The sequence below is a fragment of the Buttiauxella sp. BIGb0471 genome (assembly GCF_024807715.1).
GTDB classification, from domain to species: domain Bacteria; phylum Pseudomonadota; class Gammaproteobacteria; order Enterobacterales; family Enterobacteriaceae; genus Buttiauxella; species Buttiauxella agrestis.
Genome location: NZ_JANUEU010000014.1, coordinates 1 through 4,694, shown reverse-complemented (window position 1 = coordinate 4,694; position 4,694 = coordinate 1). Strand labels below are relative to the sequence as shown.

Annotated in this window: 4 protein-coding genes and 4 tRNA genes; 7 read left to right on the top strand and 1 reads right to left on the bottom strand. The window is 45.8% G+C overall.

Annotated features, from left to right (window positions below):
* The first annotated feature begins 352 nt into the window (after positions 1 to 352).
* Positions 353 to 1,381 (top strand): UDP-N-acetylmuramate dehydrogenase, encoded by a 1,029-nt coding sequence (gene murB, locus M2371_RS21565; RefSeq protein ID WP_172895903.1) that lies wholly within the window; start codon positions 353 to 355, stop codon positions 1,379 to 1,381.
* Positions 1,378 to 2,340, top strand: a complete 963-nt coding sequence (gene birA / locus M2371_RS21560) for a bifunctional biotin--[acetyl-CoA-carboxylase] ligase/biotin operon repressor BirA (protein WP_172895902.1) — start codon at positions 1,378 to 1,380, stop codon at positions 2,338 to 2,340. The genes murB and birA overlap by 4 nt, the downstream gene beginning before the upstream one ends.
* A 25-nt stretch (positions 2,341 to 2,365) precedes the next feature.
* Here the strand turns inward: birA and coaA are convergent, their stop codons facing one another.
* Positions 2,366 to 3,316 (bottom strand): type I pantothenate kinase, encoded by a 951-nt coding sequence (gene coaA, locus M2371_RS21555; protein ID WP_034492290.1) that lies wholly within the window; start codon positions 3,314 to 3,316, stop codon positions 2,366 to 2,368.
* 727 nt (positions 3,317 to 4,043) lie between these two features.
* Here coaA and M2371_RS21550 point away from each other — a divergent pair.
* The 5 genes from M2371_RS21550 to M2371_RS21530 all read left to right on the top strand — a co-directional run.
* Positions 4,044 to 4,119: transfer RNA gene (locus M2371_RS21550), tRNA-Thr, on the top strand.
* A 10-nt stretch (positions 4,120 to 4,129) separates the two neighbouring features.
* Positions 4,130 to 4,214: transfer RNA gene (locus M2371_RS21545), tRNA-Tyr, on the top strand.
* A gap of 117 nt (positions 4,215 to 4,331) precedes the next feature.
* A tRNA-Gly gene (locus M2371_RS21540) sits at positions 4,332 to 4,406 on the top strand.
* Between the two features lie 5 nt (positions 4,407 to 4,411).
* Positions 4,412 to 4,487 (top strand) — tRNA-Thr (locus tag M2371_RS21535).
* A 111-nt stretch (positions 4,488 to 4,598) separates the two neighbouring features.
* On the top strand, positions 4,599 to 4,694 hold a 96-nt coding region (locus M2371_RS21530), incomplete at its 3' end, for a GTP-binding protein (protein WP_001967706.1).

Here is a 4,694-nt window from a genome sequence, read left to right as displayed (position 1 = left end):
CCCATGCCGAACTCAGAAGTGAAACGCCGTAGCGCCGATGGTAGTGTGGGGTCTCCCCATGCGAGAGTAGGGAACTGCCAGGCTCCAAATAAACAGACAAGCCTCATGCGAAAGCATGGGGCTTTTTTGCGCTTTAAGTGGACAACATTGTCGGGAACAATGTTGCACGTCGCGTGCGACGGCCCCGGAGGGGTGAGTATCAGGATGATACGAATACAAGCCCTGTACTGACGTACAGGGCTTTTTGCTGTCTGCGATGTATGAAATTGCTCCTTCCTGCCTCCCTTCACACAAGCCAACCCCTGGCATATAAGGTAAACTAACTGGGTTTAAACTCAGGAAAGATACCGATATGAGCACCTCTCTTAAGCCTTTCAATACATTTGGTATTCAGGCTAACGCTTCACGTATTGTCATTGCTGAAACTCTGTCGCAGCTAAAAGACGCCTGGGGCGAGGCGGTTTCAGCACAGATGCCGGTGTTGCTACTGGGAGAAGGGAGTAACGTTCTCTTTCTTGAAGATTATTCTGGCACGGTAATTATCAACCGTATAAAAGGCATAGAGGTTATCGAGGAAGATGATGCCTGGCATTTGCATGTTGGTGCAGGTGAAAACTGGCATCAGCTGGTTGAATATACCTTGCAGCATGGCATGCCAGGACTCGAAAATTTGGCTTTAATTCCGGGTTGTGCCGGATCTTCGCCTATTCAAAATATTGGGGCATATGGTGTTGAACTTAAGAGTGTTTGCTATTACGTAGATTGTGTTGATTTACTCAGCGGTGAAATGCATCGTCTGGATAATTCACAGTGCCAGTTTGGTTATCGCGACAGTATTTTTAAGCATGAATATCAGAGTCACTATGCAATTGTTGCCGTAGGTCTGCGTCTACCGAAAAAATGGCTGCCGGTGTTAACTTATGGTGACCTAACCCGCCTTGATGCCGCGAATGTTACCCCTCAAGAAGTGTTCAATTCCGTGTGCCACATGCGTATGACAAAGCTGCCTGATCCGCGTGTTAATGGTAATGCAGGGAGTTTCTTTAAGAATCCCGTTGTGACCGCCGAACAAGCAACCACATTAATTTCTACTTTTTCAGCTATTCCACATTATCCGCAGACCGATGGTTCCGTAAAACTCGCCGCTGGTTGGTTAATCGATCAATGCCAACTGAAAGGCTACAAGATTGGCGGTGCTGCAGTCCATAAACAGCAAGCTCTGGTATTGATAAACGAAGAAAGCGCGTCCAGCCAGAACGTTGTGGATCTCGCGCATTATGTTCGTCAGTGCGTTGGAGAAAAATTTAATGTGTGGCTGGAGCCGGAAGTCCGCTTTATCGGGCTATCTGGTGAGGTTAGCGCTGTGGAGACCATTGCATGAAAGATAACAAAATTCCTCTAACGCTGATTAGCATCCTTTCTGATGGTGAGTTTCATTCTGGTGAACATTTAGGCGAGCAGCTTGGTATGAGCCGAGCTGCTATTAATAAGCATATTCAAACAATAAGAGACTGGGGTGTGGATGTTTTTACCGTACCAGGCAAAGGATACAGCCTGCCGGATCCTATCCAGTTACTTAATGAAGAGCTGATAAAGTCACAGATTGATACAGGATCAATTGCAGTACTCCCAGTGATTGACTCGACGAATCAGTATTTACTCGAGAGGTTAGATACACTTCAGTCTGGAGATGCGTGTATTGCTGAATACCAGCAGGCGGGTCGTGGCCGTCGTGGGCGCCAATGGTTTTCACCTTTTGGTGCCAATCTCTACCTGTCTATGTACTGGCGACTTGAACAAGGGCCAGCAGCTGCGGTGGGCTTAAGTCTTGTTATTGGGATTGTTATGGCCGAAGTTCTGCAAGAGCTAGGTGCAGAAAATGTCAGGGTGAAATGGCCAAATGATCTCTATCTCAACGATCGTAAGCTCGCTGGTATTCTGGTGGAGTTGACGGGTAAAACGGGGGATGCAGCCCAAATTGTTATTGGCGCAGGGATTAACCTTGCAATGCGGAATGTGGCAACCGATGTCATTAATCAAAGCTGGATTAATCTCCAGGAAGCTGGAATTAATATAGATCGTAATGCATTAGCAATTAAAATAATAAAAGAGTTACGTAAGGCATTACAATTATTTGAAGATGAAGGTTTAGTTCCTTTTCTTCCTCGCTGGAAACCACTCGATAATTTTATTAATCGTCAGGTGAAGTTAATAATAGGTGAAAGAGAAATTCACGGAATTTCCAGAGGAATTAATGAACAAGGTGGATTGCTATTAGAGCAGGATGGAGTAATTAAACCTTGGGTCGGTGGTGAAATATCATTGCGCGGCGTTAATTAAAAAAATGGGGGACACCCCCCATTTTTTATTTTCTCAGTCGAACACACTCGACTTCATGATTCGAGCTCTTCGTCATGATCAGGCTAGCGCGCTCACGCGTAGGCAGTATATTTTCTTTTAAATTCCGCCAGTTTATCTCTTTCCAAAGTTGTAATGCGACGTTAACAGCTTCATCTTCTGAAAGCTTGGCGTAGCTGTGGAAATAAGAATCAGGGTCGGTAAAAGCGCCTTCACGGAATTTCAGGAAGCGAGTGATATACCAATCCTGGAGCAGATCTTCAGGTGCATCAACATATATAGAGAAGTCGACAAAGTCCGATACAAACACATGATGTGGGTCGTGTGGGTAATCCATGCCGCTCTGTAAAACATTCAATCCTTCAAGAATTAAAATATCAGGCTGAGCAACTGTTTTATCCCCATCGGGAATGACATCATAAATAAGATGAGAGTAAACCGGTGCGGTCACATTCGGTGCGCCTGATTTAATATCAGAAACGAATTTCACCAGACGATGCATATCATAGGATTGTGGGAATCCCTTTTTCTTCATCAGATTGCGTTCTTTCAACACTTTATTCGGATGTAGAAACCCATCAGTCGTAATTAACTCTACGCGACGATGCTCAGGCCAGCGGCTAAGCAAGGCTTGTAACACACGGGCAGTAGTACTTTTACCTACCGCAACACTCCCCGCGATACTAATGACGTACGGAATACGCTGCCCATTCGTACCGAGGAACTGCTCAAGTACTGCCTGGCGGCGTAAGTTCGAACTGATATAGAAATTCAATAGACGCGAAAGGGGCAGATAGATCTCTGCCACTTCCTCTAAAGAGAGGTCCTCATTGATACCTTTCAACCGTGCGATTTCACCTTCAGTCAAGGTCATCGGCACTGAGTCGCGTAAAGCTGCCCATTGGTTGCGGTTGAACTGCATATAAGGAGTCGTCAACATTTGCTCTTTATTACTCATAAGCATGCTTCTGCCTGTAATTCAGGACAAAAATGAACGTAGTACGCGGACTGAGAAAAGGAGACTCATCTCAGGTAATCAAAGGCGTGCAACGTATATATCTTTTTACAATGGGCAGGAGGGTAACACCAGATGGGGGATAATAATAAGAAAAAAACATAGTGGTGATGCTTTCAGAGGAAAACATCACCTGGGTCCGGACCATTAACTCGCTATGCGGTGCACAAATTGATTAACGGCGAATAAGCGTATGAAGTAGATAACGGCAGGATAATAATCGCCATCTGGCGAACAGATGTAATCCGGTAACTTTTCCTGGCATCAAGAAGCTTTGCGAAAGAATGCTTCGGCAGGTGTACTTGCCTGGACATCCACAACAATAACCCTCGATGATTTGCGATTGATGATTTCTCTGTATGTGGATACATCCATAAAGGTAAGAAGTGATCCAAAGCCGCAGAAGTCGCTATAACTGCCATATCAACGCATATGAAAGGATGTTTGCGTAATCGTAGGGCGTTAAAAAGGGCATTTCGCAAGGTATAGGTGCAACTGCGCGGTAAGTCGAGGGTCGCCGTATTAGATTTCGTGTACAAAAATCACACCGTAACGTTGATTAATCCACCATTTTTACGAGCTATCGCGCAAAATATAAGCGGTAGTGCATTTTCTTTAATTTTTTTGTTGCATCACGGAGCCGGTCTTCCTAGAATGCGCGCTACTTGATGCCGACTTAGCTCAGTAGGTAGAGCAACTGACTTGTAATCAGTAGGTCACCAGTTCGATTCCGGTAGTCGGCACCATCAAGTGCTTGGTGGGGTTCCCGAGCGGCCAAAGGGAGCAGACTGTAAATCTGCCGTCATCGACTTCGAAGGTTCGAATCCTTCCCCCACCACCATTTTCAGGCCGCGCTATGCGTAGCCCGAGGCGACGAGATCCAACTAGTCGGCTCGAATACTGAGAAGCTTCTTCTCAGGTCAATACAGAATTCAAGCAGGTAGCCGAGTTCCAGAGTGCGGGCATCGTATAATGGCTATTACCTCAGCCTTCCAAGCTGATGATGTGGGTTCGATTCCCACTGCCCGCTCCAGATGTGCTGATATAGCTCAGTTGGTAGAGCGCACCCTTGGTAAGGGTGAGGTCGGCAGTTCGAATCTGCCTATCAGCACCACCTCCTTTATCCTCCCTGTTTCTCTTCTGTTAATGAATTCAACAAATTCAGGCTTTAGCCTGGTTGATGTGGTGATATCACCGATTTATCCGTGTCTTAGAGGGACAATCGATGTCTAAAGAAAAATTTGAACGTACAAAACCGCACGTCAACGTCGGTACTATCGGCCACGTTGACCATGGTAAAACTACTCTGACTGCAGCAATC

Bases quoted from the DNA above. Each gene is read 5' to 3' on its own strand.
- murB (WP_172895903.1), top strand. From the start codon at position 353: ATGAGCACCTCTCTTAAGCCTTTCAATACATTTGGTATTCAGGCTAAC.
- birA (WP_172895902.1), top strand. From the start codon at position 1,378: ATGAAAGATAACAAAATTCCTCTAACGCTGATTAGCATCCTTTCTGAT.
- coaA (WP_034492290.1), bottom strand. From the start codon at position 3,316: ATGAGTAATAAAGAGCAAATGTTGACGACTCCTTATATGCAGTTCAAC.